Here is a 13990-nt window from a genome sequence, read left to right as displayed (position 1 = left end):
ACTGCAGCCTCTAGCGGCCGCTGGTTTTTGGATGGGCGATGGACGATCCTGTCACCGAGACCGGATCGCTGGCCGGGAACGTGTCTTCAAGGCCCTCATCCAACTCTTCCTCGAGAAGTGCGGGATCCTTGCCGCGCGGGCCATCCGTCTGCGAGGTTTGCAGAGCGGTCTCGAGCAGCGACTTGGCGCGCGCTATGGCATTGTCGTTTGTCAACCCTGGAGAGGCTGCGGTGTAGAGAGTGACCTCTATGCCATTGCCCGACTGGTCGCCAAACGCGACGACGAAACCGCCGTTCTTCGGGCGAACTGTGACATCTGAAATGGCCATGGGCATATCTCCGGTTCCGAGAGTTGGCCCAAGTGAACCGCTTTTCGCTACGATTGTCGAGCAAAGACCTTCGCCAGCCAGTCGATGAATACCCGAACGCGGGGCGAGAGTTGCCTGTTTCGAGGGTAGAGTAGCGACACGGGAGTCTTTGTCGGCGGAAAATCGGCCAGGACGTGAATGAGTGTTCCGGCGGCCAGATCCTGTTCCGCATGGTAACGGGGTACCTGGATTATTCCTAGTCCGAGACGTGCTGCCGCGATGAAGCTTTCAGCGGCGTTGACAGTGACCGTTGCGGGCAAGCTGATGTTGCGGACAGTGCCGCCGAGGACGAACTCGAGCGGCAACACGCCGGCGCCCGCTGTCGACCGGAAGCCGATCATACGGTGTCCTTCCAGCCGTCCCAGGTGCTTGGGCATACCGTGCCGCTCGATATAGGCTGGCGAAGCAAGGGTGACTTCGTCCAGCATGGCGACACGGCGGGCGACCATATCGCTGTCCTGTGGAGTACCGACGCGCAGCACGCAGTCTATGCCCTCGCGGACCAGATCGACCAGGCGATCGCCTTCGCTCATGTAGAATTCGATGTCCGGATAGGCTTCGAGGAACGAGGGCAGACTCGGCAGAACAAAATGCCTTGCGAGCGTACCATGGACATCGACCCGCAACATGCCCTTCGGCATTGCGCCGCCGAACGCACCTTCGGCGTCCTCGATATCGGCGAGGATGGCGAGGCAGCGCTGGTAATAGGCTTCGCCGTCAAGCGTCGGACTGACATGTCGCGTCGTCCGCTGTAGCAGGCGGACGCCGAGGCGGGCTTCCAATTGCTTGACTGCATCGGTGACTGTGGAGCGCGGAAAGCCGGTATCGTCTGCGGCGGCCGTGAAACTCCGTCGCTCCACGACGCGGGAAAACACCCGCATGGCATCGAATCTATCCATTTTTGTTTGTTCGCGATTCCCGGATTGTGATGCCGGATCATGGATGATTATCCGCGTGAGTAAAGGGAGCATCTTCTCGACATTGAAAACGCGCTCCGGCGCAAAAGATCAAAGGAGAAAGACAATGGCTACCAACGCGGGCAAAGTCGCACTGGTCACCGGCGCGTCCAGAGGCATCGGCGCTGCCATCGCCGAGCGTCTTGCCAAGGACGGCTTTACCGTCGTCGTCAACTATTCCGGAAACGCGGCACCGGCCGAAGAACTGGCGGGGAAGATCGAGCAAGGCGGCGGCAGGGCGCTGACTGCAAAGGCCGATGTCAGCGATACCGAAGCTGTTCGCCGGATGTTCGATGCCGCCGAGGCTGCCTTTGGCGGCATCGATGTGCTGGTCAACAATGCCGGTATCATGATGCTGTCATCAATCGCCGATGCCGATGACGCCAATTTCGACCGCCAGATCAGCGTGAATCTGAAGGGCACCTTCAATACGCTGCGCGAAGCCGGCAAACGTCTGCGGGACGGTGGCCGGATCATCAACTTCTCAACCTCGGTGGTCGGACTCAAGCTCGAAACCTACGGGGTCTACGCCGCCACCAAGGCTGCCGTCGAGACGCTGACGGCGATCATGTCGAAGGAAATGCGCGGGCGAAACATCACCGTCAACGCAGTCGCACCAGGCCCAACGGCCACCGACCTTTTCCTGACCGGCAAGTCGGACGAGGTCGTTGCCCGCATGGCAAAGATGAACCCGCTCGAACGCCTCGGCACTCCGGGGGATGTCGCCGCGTCGGTTTCCTTCCTGGCCGGCCCTGACGGCTCCTGGATCAACGGTCAGGTGCTGCGCGCCAACGGCGGCATAGTCTGATCTCCGGAATATGTTCCCGCTGCCGGCACCGGGGCCGGCGGAACCCGAGAAATCTCGCAGAAGGACTGGGACAATGAGCAAGCAAACTATCGTCGTCACCGGTGCATCCAGCGGCTTCGGCGCTCTCACCGCCCGCGCTCTCGCCAGGGCGGGTCATATCGTCTATGCTGGCATGAGGGCCACCGAAGGCCGCAATGCCAAAGCCGTTGCCGATGCAGCAGCCTTCGCTCAAGAGAACGGCGTCGATCTGCACTCGGTCGAACTGGATGTCGCCTCAGACGCCTCGGTCGAGGCGGGTATCGCCCGAATCCTTGCCGAAGCCGGTCGTCTCGACGTGATCATCCACAATGCCGGCCATATGTCGTTTGGGCCGGCTGAAGCCTTTACGCCGGAACAGTTCGCCGAACTCTTCGACACCAACGTGCTTTCCACCCAGCGTGTGAACCGCGCCGCGCTTCCCTACCTGCGCAAGCAGGGCAAGGGGTTGGTTGTCTGGGTGTCGTCCTCCAGCACGCGCGGTGGTACACCTCCGTATCTCTCGCCCTATTTCGCCGCCAAGGCTGCCATGGATTCGCTTGCCGTCTCCTATGCCGCCGAGTTGTCCAGGTGGGGCATCGAGACGTCGATTATCGTTCCCGGCGCCTTCACCAAGGGTACTAACCACTTTGCCCATTCCGGTTCGCCAGCCGATATGGCCCGTGCGGTCGAGTACAACGAAGGCCCCTACAAAGGCGTGCCGGAACAGGCGCTTCAGGGGCTGGCGGCTCTCGAGCCGGCCGATGCGGATGCTGGCGCGGTGGCCGTTGCGATTGTCGATGTCGTCAACATGACCTTTGGCAAGCGGCCTTTCCGTGTCCACGTCGATCCTTCAGAGGATGGCGCGCAAATCGTCAACGGCGTGGCAGACCGTGTGCGTGCCGAAATGTTTCGCCGGATCGGTTTGGAGGATCTGCTGAAGCCGACCTCCGAGGTCTGATCTTGTCGTCTCAGCGCATCGGTTCATCCGCAAAAAGCTGCCATTCGCGAATCAGCACTTACAAAAGGCAGATTCAGAGCCTATATTGATTGGGTAAGGGCGACGGGAGGACCTCCAACTCCGGGCGCCAGGTTCTCAGATACCGGCTGGGCCATTTCCCTGGTGGTGTGGATGGGTCTGAAGGAAATTTGATAGCAGACAATTGCGGCCCGTCGAAGGAACTCCCTTCCGGGCCGCATTTGTTTTCAAACTTCGTTAAGCTTTGAATCCACGAGCAGTTTCACTAGCCAATCCACGAAGACACGCACCTTGTTGCTGAGGTGGCGGTTCGGCGGATAGACGATATAGAGCGCAAGCGGCTCGCGGGTCCATTCGGGCAGCACTTGCACGAGATCGCCCTTTGCCAAGGCTTCGCGGATCATGAAGCGCGGCAGTTGCGCGATGCCAAGTCCGGTCATCGTTGCGTTGACGAAGGTTCGACTGTCGTTGACGGACACCAGGTATCGCGGATTGATCTCCAATTGTTCGTTGTCCCTGCGGAACTCGAACGGAAGCGTCCGGTTGGTCTGTGCGCGAAAGTAGTTGACCGAGTAATGATCGGTTTCAAGATCTTCCGGTCGTTCCGGCTTGCCGTATTTTTCGATGTAGAGTGGCGATGCGCAGGTGATCATGTCGACTTCTGAGACACGTCTGGCAATCAGCGACTGGTCGGCGGGCGTGCCGCCGCGGAGCGCGCAGTCGACGTTCTCAGCAAGGTAGTCGACCGTGCGGTCTCCGACGCCGAGATCAATACGAATGTCCGGGTATTTCTGGTAGAAATCGCAGAGGGCCGGCACGACGATCTCGTCCGCGAAGGCGCCCGCCATTTCAACGCGCAGGCGTCCGCTAGGCAGGCCTTGCGAGTTCGTCAGGCTGCCGTCCAGTTCCTCGAGTTCGGATACGATTTGCGCCGCTCGCTCATAATAGAGTGCGCCGTCGGTGGTCACCATCACGCGGCGCGTCGTCCGATTGAGAAGCTTGGTATGCAGATGCGCTTCGAGCCCTTGAATGAGATTGGTCACCGTCGCCTTGGGCATGGCGAGCGTGTCGGCGGCCCGTGTGAAATTGCCCGTCTCTACGACACGGATGAAAGCGCGCATTGCCGAGAGTTGATCCATCGGAAATCACCTAGCAGGTTGCACTGCGGTATTGTTCGAAATCTGGAACAGTGTAATCATGATGATGCCGCTTATTCCGTGAGTGGAATAACAATATCTTTTTTTCAGAAATTGCAAGCCGTAGCGGTAGGCAATACGTTACTCCGATGAAACGAAAGCGGGAACTATGACGGTGCAGGTGAAAGACATGTTGCTGGAAAAGGTGGCGATCGGCCCCGTTTCCGCACGCGTCTATCAAGGCGCCGAATACGGAAAGGGTTCTCCTATCGTACTGTTCTTTCACGGTGGCGCGTTTCTGGAGTCCGGTGTCAAGGATAGTCTTGTTGCCGAAAGTATTGCGAGCGCGGGCGCCATCGTGGTGGTTCCCGACTACAATGCGCCGCTCGGCAACGTCTTCCCCAAGCCACTCGAAGTCGGTTTCTCGATCTTTTCCTATCTTGCCAACAAGCGTGCGTCGGGTCTCGGGGATCGGAACTCGCTGCTTCTCGTTGCCGGCGAGGAGGCGGGCGGCAACATTGCAGCTGGCGTTGCCCTGAAGGCGCGGGACCACTATGCCGAAGCGCTTGATGGTCAAATCCTGATTTCTCCCTTGCTGGACCCTTTCATGGGGACCGCATCCATTCGCAAGGCCGACGGTATCGGCATGCGGCAGCGGTGGACGGCGGGTTGGAGCCATTATCTCAGCGGCGGCGGCTGCCACCCATATGCTGCACCCTGCCTCTGCTCGCGAATCTCTGGCGTCGCGCCGGCATTGGTTCTGACCGCCGAAGACGATCCACTTCGCGACGAAACGCTTGGCTATGCGGACCGCCTGAAACAGGCCGACGTAAAGGTTCGCCAGCATGTCCTGCCTGCCGGGACAGGCTGGCCATCGATCTACGGCGGTCAGTCTGAAAAAGTTTCGAAATGGCAGCACAGCGTCAGCGAGCAGTTCGGAAGCTTTGTTCAGACCATTAGTGTTCGACCCATTGCATTGAAGACAAACTGATTAATTTTCGGCCGTGAGGGCCGTAAGGAGAGTACCAATGACGTCCAGTAAGAAGCGCTGGGCCCTTGTGGGCGCCGGTTTGGGTCTTGCTGCGTCCGTTTCGGCCGCAGCAATCTTTTTCGAACTGCCGATGAGCGCGACCGCCACGGCTGCCTCCGCCCCTGCACAGGCTCCCGCTGTGCCGGTGACGGTCGCCGTCGTCGCCAGCCGTGATGTTACGACCTGGGAAGAGTTCTCAGGTCGTCTGGAGGCCGTCGACCGCGTGCAGGTCCGCTCGCGTGTCGCCGGCGCCGTCCAGTCGGTTCACTTCCGCGAAGGTGCCTTGGTGAAATCCGGCGACCTGCTCTTTACTATCGATCCGGCACCTTACCAGGCGGCTGTCTCACAGGCGGCCGGGCAGGTGGCCTCGGCCGAGGCCAGGGTCAACCTTGCGCAGATCGAGCTTGAACGCGGCCACAGGCTTTCCGAAAACAAGACGATTTCGCAAAGCGACATGGATCAGCGCCAGAACGCCTTTGCGGAAGCGCAGGCAGGTCTTCGGACTGCGCAAGCGGCCCTTCAATCCGCCCAGCTCGAGCTTGGTTACACCGAAGTCCGTGCCCCGGTTGCTGGTCGCGTCGGCAAACTGGAGATCACTGTGGGCAACCTGGTTGCCGAGGGGTCGAGCGCTCCTGCACTGACGACGCTTGTCTCCGTCGATCCGATCTATGCAAGCTTCAATGCCAGCGAAGAAATGGTCACCAAGGCGCTTGCCCAGCTTCCCGCAACCCAGGGTGCCGTTCCCGCCATCGAGGAGATCCCGGTCGAGGTAGGCACGCTCGCGGATCAAGGCACGCCGATCAAGGGCAAGCTGCAACTGATCGATAATCAGGTCGACGCAGCGAGTGGTACGATTGGCGTTCGCGCTGTCTTCGACAATCCGGGCGGCAAGCTGATTCCTGGTCAGTTCGTCCGTGTGCGCATGGGCCAACCGAAGGCCGAGAACAAAATATTGATCAGCGACCGCGCAATCGGTACCGACCAAGACAAGAAGTTCGTGTTTGTGGTCGATGGCGAAAACAAGGTCAGCTACCGGCCGATCCAGCTCGGTGCTGCGACGGATGGTCAGCGTATCGTCGAAAGCGGTCTGACTGTTGGCGACAAGATCGTCGTCAACGGCCTTCAGCGCATCCGTCCGGGTGCCGTGGTAGCGCCGCAGACGGAAGAGAAAGTCGCCACGGCTCAGTAAGCCGTGGCAGCGAAGCGCTTCAGGGCTTCGTCGAATTCCCGAATGAACTGACCTACCGGCGGCCTTCCCAACCGCCGGAGAGGGTCGTTGCTTCCCCGATTTCATCCCGGAGAGGGCTTTGAAATGAATTTCTCCAGATTCTTTGTCGACCGTCCGGTGTTCGCCGGAGTCCTATCGGTCCTCATTTTGGTCGCCGGTCTGCTTGGCCTGCGCTCACTGCCGATTTCCGAATATCCGGAAGTCGTTCCGCCATCGATCGTCGTGCGCGCCACCTACCCTGGCGCAAACCCCGAGGTTATCGCGCAAACGGTCGCGACGCCGCTCGAAGAGCAGATCAACGGCGTCGAGGGCATGCTCTATATGTCCAGCCAGGCGACCTCCGACGGCGTGATGACGCTGACGGTAACCTTCAAGCTCGGCACGGACCCCGACAAGGCACAACAGCTTGTCCAGAACCGCGTTTCGCAAGCCGAACCGCGCCTGCCTGAAGAGGTGAAGACCATCGGCTTGACGACGGTCAAGAGTTCTCCCGACCTGATGATGGTCGTGAACCTGATCTCACCCGACAATCGCTACGACATCACCTACCTGCGCAACTATGGCGTCCTCAACATCAAGGACCGGCTGGCGCGTATCGATGGCGTCGGTCAGGTGCAGGTTTTTGGTTCGGGCGACTATTCGATGCGCGTCTGGATCGACCCGCAGAAAGCCTCCGAGCATGGCCTTGCCGCCAGCGACGTCACCAACGCGATCCGTGGCCAGAACGTGCAGGCTGCAGCAGGGACAATCGGCGCCTCGCCGAGCCTGCCAGGCGTCGACCTGCAGCTCAATGTCAATGCGCAGGGCCGCCTGCAGACGCCGGAGCAGTTCGGCAATATCATCGTCAAGACGGGAGCCAACGGCGAGATCACGCGTCTTCGCGACGTCGCGCGCATTGAGCTCGGCGCTGCCGATTACTCGCTGCGCTCGATCCTGGACGGCAAGCCTGCCGTCGCCATTCCGGTCTTCCAGTCTCCGGGTTCCAACGCCATCACCATCTCGGACGAAGTCCAGAAGACGATGGAAGAGCTGAAGGCCGGCATGCCTGACGGCGTGAGCTACGAGATCGTCTACGACACGACGAAGTTCGTCCGGTCGTCGATCGAAAAGGTCATCGACACGCTGCTTGAGGCCATTGCGCTCGTCGTCATCGTCGTCATTCTGTTCCTACAGACTTGGCGTGCCTCGATCATCCCGCTGATCGCCGTTCCGGTGTCGATCATCGGTACGTTTGGGGTGATGTACGTCTTCGGATTTTCCATCAACGCGCTCAGTCTCTTCGGCCTTGTCCTGGCGATTGGTATCGTGGTGGATGACGCCATCGTCGTCGTCGAAAACGTCGAACGAAACATCGAAAACGGGCTCAGTCCGCGGGCTGCGACCTACAAGGCAATGAAGGAAGTCTCAGGCCCGATCATTGCGATCGCGCTGGTGCTTGTCGCGGTCTTCGTGCCGCTGGCCTTCATTACCGGCCTGTCGGGACAGTTCTATCGCCAGTTCGCACTGACGATCGCGATTTCGACGGTCATTTCCGCCTTCAATTCGCTGACGCTTTCTCCGGCTCTGGCCGCGCTGCTGCTGCAGGACCATCACGCAAAGCGCGACTGGCTGACGCGGGCGATGGACGCCGTCTTCGGCTGGTTCTTCCGCGGTTTCAACAGGGCCTTCGGCGCAGGTTCGCGCGGCTACGGAAAGGGCGTCGGTGGCCTGCTGTCGCGCAAGAGCATCGTCATGCTGGTGTATGTGGTGCTGGCGGGTGCGACCTACGGCCTCTTCAATGCGGTGCCGGGCGGTTTCGTGCCGGCGCAAGACAAGCAGTATCTGATCGGCTTCGCCCAGTTGCCGGATGCCGCAAGCCTCGACCGCACTGAAGACGTCATCAAGCGGATGAGTGACATCGCCATGGCAGAACCGGGCGTTGCGCATGCCATCGCCTTCCCGGGCCTCTCGATCAACGGCTTCACCAACTCGTCGAATGCCGGCATCGTCTTCGTGACACTGAAGGACTTCGATGAGCGTAAGTCCCCGGCACTCTCGGGTGGTGCGATCGCAATGTCCCTGAACCAGAAGTTCGGGGCGATCCAGGATGCATTCATCGCGATGTTCCCGCCACCGCCGGTCAACGGTCTCGGTACGACGGGCGGATTCAAGATGCAGCTAGAAGACCGGGCCGGTCTCGGCTATCAAGCGCTCGACGAAGCCAACAAGGCGATGATCGCCAAGGCCTACCAGACGCCTGAACTGACAGGCATCTTCTCTTCCTATCAAATCAATGTTCCGCAGCTCTATGCCGATCTCGACCGTGAGAAGGCGGAACAGCTGGGTGTCCCGGTGACGAACGTTTTCGAGACATTGCAGATTTATCTCGGTTCGCTCTATGTCAACGACTTCAACGCCTTCGGCCGCACCTACAGCGTGCGCGTCCAGGCAGATGCCAAGTTCCGGGCCCAGCCTGAGGACATTGGCAAGCTGAAGGTTCGTTCGGCATCGGGCCAGATGATCCCGCTGTCGGCGCTCCTCAAGGTAAACGCGACCACCGGGCCGGAGCGGACCAACCGCTATAACGGTTTCCTCTCCGCCGATATCAACGGCGGTCCAGCTCCGGGCTTCTCCTCGGGGCAGGCTCAGGCGGCGATCGAGAAAATCGCCGATGAAACCCTGCCGAAGGGCATCAGCTTCGAATGGACGGATCTGACCTACCAGCAGATCCTGGCGGGCAATTCCGGCGTGATCGTCTTCCCGCTGGCGCTGCTGCTGGTGTTCCTCGTGCTGGCTGCCCAGTATGAAAGCCTGACACTGCCGATCGCGATCATCATGATCGTGCCTATGGGCATATTGGCCGCACTGACAGGCATCTGGCTGACCGGTGGAGACAACAACATCTTCACCCAGATCGGTCTGGTTGTCCTTGTGGGGCTCTCGGCGAAAAACGCGATTCTGATCGTGGAGTTCGCCCGTGAGCTGGAGTTCGAGGGTAGAAATCCGGTTCAAGCCGCAATCGAGGCAAGCCGGTTGCGTCTGCGTCCGATCCTGATGACGTCGATGGCCTTCATCATGGGCGTCGTGCCACTGGTCGTTTCGACCGGTGCGGGTGCCGAGATGCGCGCTGCCATGGGTGTGGCGGTGTTTTCCGGCATGATCGGCGTCACGTTCTTCGGTATCTTCATGACGCCGGTCTTCTATGTGCTGCTTCGCAGACTGACGGGCAATCGTCCGCTGGTGCAGCACACAGAGCACGAGCACGACGCGGAAGAAGCAGAAATCATACGGCTCGCTGCCGAATAGCCCCCTCTGGGTGGCGAGACGCGTGTAAGGCGGGGCATGTCCCCGCCTTTTCTGTTTTATTGCGTCGACCATGCGGCTATGTCTTGATCGATCTGCACCACCGGGCGAGAGGAGTCGCACGGTACGTGGCGAATGGGGCGTTCGGTGCATCGTGGACGCTGCGGGCACGATCGGCGGCAAGCTGACCGCGCCTGATGGTCGCTGTCGGGAGATCGCCATTCGATGTGGTGAAGCGACATCGCCAAAACCGATGCATCGCCTGAGGATATCGTTCGCGCGGATTTGAAGACAACGGGAAGGAACGATTTGATGAATGACAAGGCACGCAGCATCGCGTTTCTCGGAACCGGGCTGATGGGTGCGCCAATGGCCCGTCGGTTGCTGGATGCCGGGTTTGCTGTCGCAGTCTGGAACCGTGACAGCGCAAAAGCCGAGGCACTCGCGAAGGACGGCGCGTTTGTCGCCGATACGCCTGCCGCTGCAGTGAATGGAGCGTCCGTCGTCTTCACGATGTTGACGGATGGCAACGCTGTCGGCGACGTGCTCTTTGCGCAAGGGGTGGCCGTTACTCTGCAATCCGGTGCCGTCGTGATTGACTCAAGTTCGATCTCGCCGAAGACCGCACGCGAACATGCAGAAAAATTGGCGGAATTCGGCATCCGCCACCTTGATGCGCCGGTCTCCGGTGGGGTCGTCGGCGCAGCAGCCGGCACGCTGGCGATCATGGCGGGTGGCGACGCGGCACTTGTCGAGGAGCTTTCCGATGTCTTCGCGCCACTCGGCCGTGTCACGCATGTCGGCCCCAGCGGCGCCGGCCAACTTGCCAAGCTCGGCAATCAGCAGATCGTCGCCGTGACGATCGGTGCGATCGCCGAGGCAATGCTGCTGGTCGAGGCTGGTGGCGGTTCACGCGAAGCGTTCCGCCGGGCAATCCGTGGAGGCTTTGCCGAAAGCCGGATACTCGACATTCACGGCCAGAGGATGGTTGAGCGCAATTTCGGCACCGGCGGTCCCTCGAAGCTGCAGTTGAAGGATCTGGACAACATTCTTGCGACTGCCGAAAGCCTGTCGCTGACCTTGCCACTGACGGAGGCGGTTCGCGGCGAATTCGCCACGTTTGTCGAGCATGGCGGCGGAGAAATCGATCACAGCGGCCTGCTGCTGCAGCTGGAAGCCAGGAATGGGCGTTCGCCTGGCCTCGGGTCCAACGAATAGCACCCATTGTCCGATGGCGAAGAATTGCCTCAGCGCAATCATTGAGGGATTTTTAGGGTCTCCTAATTAATCTCTCGCCAGAAAGTGGGTTCTGTGCGCATAAAGGGGTCCTTGACCATGTGCCGTGACCAAACGGTTTCACTGAAGCTGCGTGAGGCTTAGACGGCGTTGGAAACCAGCAATCCCACACGCTCCGAGCGGGAGTTCCAGGATATCCTGCGGCGCCTCGAACTTGCGCTTGATGCGTCCCAGATCGGCGTGTGGGAACACAATCTGGATCAGAACGTCATCTCATGGGATGTGCAGATGCACCGGCTCTATCAGACCGGGCAGAAAAGCGGCGCTGTGCCAACGGCGATCTGGTCGAATGCCATTCACCCAGACGACCGCATCCGCGCTATCCAGGATTTTGAAGATGCGATCCACAGGCGGGGACAATACAATTCGGAATTCCGGATCGTCTGGCCGAACGGCGAGATCAGACATATCCGATCGCGTGCCCATTTTTACGTCAACGAGGAAGGAGCCCCGTCGTTCATCGGTGCCGAATGGGACGTTACCGCTGATGTCCGGCTCAACGACGAGGCGGCACGCCAGCGGACCGTGGCCGAAGCCCGTGCGCTGGCGCTCGAGGAAAGCAGCGCGCGTGTCGAGTATGCTGCCGAACATGATTATCTGACCGGCCTTCCCAACCGGCGGCTGTTCGACAAGCGCCTGATCGAATTGGCTGAGGATCCTACAGTCTCGACGCTGGCGGTGTTGCATCTCGACCTCGATGAATTCAAGCAGATCAACGACAGCTTTGGCCACGCGGCTGGCGATGCCGTTTTGCGGGCAGCGGCTTTGCGCATCGAAGCAGCTACACCGAGAGCCGGCATGGCGGCGCGGATCGGTGGAGACGAGTTTGTCATCATCCTCGTCAACTTCGGCAATTTGATAGAGTTGACGCGCGTCGCTCGCGACGTACAGCGGCGCCTGAAGAAGACGATTCGCTTTGGTTCCGAGATGTTGCAGTCCGGTGCTTCCATTGGAATTTCGTGGTCGGACCGTGCCGAAGCAAACCTGCTTGCCGAGTCCGATATCGCGCTCTACCAGGCCAAGGTGTCGGGGCGCGATCGCATCGAATTCTTCTCGCAGCAATTGAAGGATGAACTGATGGGCAAGCGACGGCTTGCCGAAGAGCTGAAGCTTGCGCTGGAGCACAACGAAATCGTGCCTTTCTATCAGCTACAACTTGATGCTCATACCCGTGAGATTGTCGGTATTGAAGCGCTTGCCCGCTGGAAGCACGACGAACGCGGCATCATTTCGCCGGCGGGCTTTCTGAAGATCGCAGATGAGTATGGTCTGTCGGCCGAGATCGACGCTGCCATCTTGAGGCACGTTCTGGAGGACAGGCGGGTGTGGCAGCATCATGGTGCTACCCTGCCACGCATCGCCGTGAACATTTCGGGCCAGCGGCTTTACGATCCGTTGCTGATCGATGACCTGCTGGCGCTCGATATACCGCAGGACGCCATCGTCTTCGAACTGGTCGAGACGATCTTCCTCGATGATTGCGACGACGAACTTTTACAGAATGTCGAGCGTATCAAGCAGATGGGGATCGAGATCGAGATCGACGATTTTGGCTCGGGTCACGCATCGCTTATCGGCCTTGTTCGATTGCGTCCGTCACGGCTGAAAATCGATCGGCAGCTTGTGGACGAGATAGACACCTCGGCCGAGCAGCGTCGCGTCGTGAAAGCGATCATCGAAATTGCGAAGGCTCTCGGCGTCGACGTGATCGCGGAAGGTGTTGAGACGGAAAGTCACGCTGCGACACTAACCAAGCTCGGCTGTCAGACACTGCAAGGCTTTGCGCTGAGCCTTCCGATACCGGCTTCCGAGATCGATCTCATTTTTGCGGCCACGGAAAGTGTTCGCTGAATCGATTGCTCGGACGGTCAGGCGCTTGGCTCGAGTTCGCTGCGCGCTTCCAGATACCAATCGACAAAAGCCTTCACGCCAACTTCAAGCTTGGTGTCCGGCTTGTAACCCGTCAGAGCGACTAGCAGATCCGGGCTTGCGAACGTTCGCGGCACGTCGCCCTTCTGCATCGGCAGCATCGTGCGTTTCGCAGTCTGGCCGAGTGCCTTCTCGACGGTCGCGACGAAGTTCATCAGGCTCTCAGGTTGGCCGCCACCGATATTGATGACGCGGAACGGCGCCTGGCGGGAGAGCGTTTCCGCTTTCTCGTTGTCCACGCGGTTCGCTTCCGAGGGAACAACTGCGGAAAGACGAAGGATCGATTCGACAAGATCATCGACGTAGGTGAAATCACGGCTCATATTGCCTTCGCCGTAGATCTCGATCGGCTGGTCCTCCAAGATGTTCTTGACGAATTTGAAGAGCGCCATGTCCGGACGCCCCCATGGACCGTAGACCGTGAAGAAGCGGAACGCGGTCGTCGGTACTTTGTAGAGATGCGAATAGCTGTGCGCCATCAGTTCCATGGACTTCTTGGTCGCAGCGTAGAATGTCAGTGGCTCATCGGCGCGATCGGTCTCACGGAAAGGAACGGAGGCGTTCGCGCCGTAGATCGACGACGTCGAGGCCAGCATCAGATGGCCGATGCCGACATCCTTGGCGATCTCGAGAATGTTCCATGAGCCTTCGAGATTCGACGTCAGATAAGCCCTTGGATTTTCAAGGCTATAGCGAACCCCTGCCTGGCCAGCCAGATGGATCATCACATCTGGCTTCGCGGCCGCAACCGCATCCTCCAGTGCCTTGCGGTCCTCCAGCATGGCGGTAACCGGGCGAAACGCCGGAAACTGCGCCAAAGCCGCGTTGCGCATGTGCTTCAGCTTTATGTTGTAGTAGTGCGTCATGCCGTCGAAGCCGGTGACTTCGTGGCCGTCCTGTAGCAGACGGCGAGCGAGGTGAAAGCCAATGAAGCCAGCCGTGCCGGTGATGAAATAGCGCATTC

The 13990-nt window shown here is 59.8% G+C and carries 11 protein-coding genes; 7 read left to right on the top strand and 4 right to left on the bottom strand.

Features of this window, described 5'->3' with window-relative positions; translation table 11 throughout:
• Nucleotides 1–10: 10 nt before the first annotated feature.
• Together ASC90_RS03635 and ASC90_RS03630 are read right to left on the bottom strand one after the other, a co-directional pair.
• Nucleotides 11–328, bottom strand: a complete 318-nt coding sequence (locus ASC90_RS03635) for a hypothetical protein (RefSeq protein WP_056535466.1) — start codon at nucleotides 326–328, stop codon at nucleotides 11–13.
• A gap of 47 nt (nucleotides 329–375) precedes the next feature.
• Nucleotides 376–1266: a LysR family transcriptional regulator gene (locus ASC90_RS03630; RefSeq protein ID WP_056535465.1), complete on the bottom strand. Its 891-nt coding sequence runs from the start codon at nucleotides 1264–1266 to the stop codon at nucleotides 376–378.
• A gap of 124 nt (nucleotides 1267–1390) precedes the next feature.
• Between ASC90_RS03630 and ASC90_RS03625 the strand changes: the two genes are divergently transcribed.
• Together ASC90_RS03625 and ASC90_RS03620 are read left to right on the top strand one after the other, a co-directional pair.
• Nucleotides 1391–2131 carry an SDR family oxidoreductase gene (locus tag ASC90_RS03625; RefSeq protein WP_056535462.1) on the top strand — a complete coding sequence of 247 codons (741 nt, stop codon included), beginning with the start codon at nucleotides 1391–1393 and terminating at the stop codon, nucleotides 2129–2131.
• Nucleotides 2132–2204: 73 nt separating this feature from the next.
• Nucleotides 2205–3107 carry an SDR family oxidoreductase gene (locus ASC90_RS03620; RefSeq protein WP_056535459.1) on the top strand — a complete coding sequence of 301 codons (903 nt, stop codon included), beginning with the start codon at nucleotides 2205–2207 and terminating at the stop codon, nucleotides 3105–3107.
• 245 nt (nucleotides 3108–3352) lie between these two features.
• Here the strand turns inward: ASC90_RS03620 and ASC90_RS03615 are convergent, their stop codons facing one another.
• Complete coding sequence (locus ASC90_RS03615) at nucleotides 3353–4264, bottom strand: LysR family transcriptional regulator (protein ID WP_056535456.1); 912 nt, start codon at nucleotides 4262–4264, stop codon at nucleotides 3353–3355.
• Between the two features lie 166 nt (nucleotides 4265–4430).
• Between ASC90_RS03615 and ASC90_RS03610 the strand changes: the two genes are divergently transcribed.
• The 5 genes from ASC90_RS03610 to ASC90_RS03590 all read left to right on the top strand — a co-directional run bounded on the left by ASC90_RS03610 (nucleotide 4431) and on the right by ASC90_RS03590 (nucleotide 12948).
• Nucleotides 4431–5252, top strand: coding sequence for an alpha/beta hydrolase (locus tag ASC90_RS03610; RefSeq protein WP_056535448.1), 822 nt, complete (start codon nucleotides 4431–4433; stop codon nucleotides 5250–5252).
• 37 nt (nucleotides 5253–5289) lie between these two features.
• Entirely contained in the window at nucleotides 5290–6480 is a 1191-nt protein-coding gene (locus ASC90_RS03605; protein ID WP_056535446.1) for an efflux RND transporter periplasmic adaptor subunit, read from the top strand.
• 123 nt (nucleotides 6481–6603) lie between these two features.
• Nucleotides 6604–9804, top strand: a complete 3201-nt coding sequence (locus ASC90_RS03600; RefSeq protein ID WP_056535445.1) for an efflux RND transporter permease subunit — start codon at nucleotides 6604–6606, stop codon at nucleotides 9802–9804.
• A 309-nt stretch (nucleotides 9805–10113) separates the two neighbouring features.
• Nucleotides 10114–11019, top strand: a complete 906-nt coding sequence (locus ASC90_RS03595; protein ID WP_056535444.1) for an NAD(P)-dependent oxidoreductase — start codon at nucleotides 10114–10116, stop codon at nucleotides 11017–11019.
• Nucleotides 11020–11187: 168 nt separating this feature from the next.
• On the top strand, nucleotides 11188–12948 hold the full coding sequence (locus ASC90_RS03590) for a GGDEF domain-containing phosphodiesterase (RefSeq protein WP_056535443.1): 1761 nt from the start codon (nucleotides 11188–11190) through the stop codon (nucleotides 12946–12948).
• A gap of 17 nt (nucleotides 12949–12965) precedes the next feature.
• Here ASC90_RS03590 and ASC90_RS03585 read toward each other — a convergent pair whose 3' ends face one another.
• Entirely contained in the window at nucleotides 12966–13988 is a 1023-nt protein-coding gene (locus ASC90_RS03585) for an NAD-dependent epimerase/dehydratase family protein (protein WP_056535442.1), read from the bottom strand.
• Nucleotides 13989–13990 lie beyond the last annotated feature (2 nt).

It is taken from the genome of Rhizobium sp. Root1220 (assembly GCF_001426265.1).
In the GTDB taxonomy this organism is placed as follows: domain Bacteria; phylum Pseudomonadota; class Alphaproteobacteria; order Rhizobiales; family Rhizobiaceae; genus Rhizobium.
This window is presented reverse-complemented; position numbering and strand designations above follow the sequence as displayed.